Origin of the sequence: Pantoea sp. SIMBA_079, from assembly GCF_046940275.1 — a bacterium.
In the GTDB taxonomy this organism is placed as follows: Bacteria; Pseudomonadota; Gammaproteobacteria; order Enterobacterales; family Enterobacteriaceae; genus Pantoea; species Pantoea borealis.
On the sequence record NZ_JAWRYR010000979.1, the window covers coordinates 1 to 232 of the forward strand.

General features: G+C 73.3%; 1 protein-coding gene. It reads left to right on the top strand.

What is annotated here, in order from left to right:
* Nucleotides 1-232: multidrug resistance efflux transporter family protein (locus tag SB719_RS22860; RefSeq protein WP_412160141.1), on the top strand; the 232-nt coding region annotated here is incomplete at both ends.

Here is a 232-nt window from a genome sequence, read left to right on the forward strand (position 1 = left end):
CGGGCCGGCTGGATCGCACTGGCCTGCGTGCTGACCGCGGCGATCGCATATCCGCTCGGCAACCGCCTGCTGCTGCTGCATCTCGAGCGCACCGGCGAAGCCTTGAACGCGACCCAGCGCGTGTTCGGCCTGACCCTCGTCAGCCAGCCGCTGTGGCTGCTGGTCGCCGCGCTGGCCTGGCACGAATCCGGGGCGCCGTCGCTGCCGCAGGTGTGGCTGGCGGCGGGCGTCG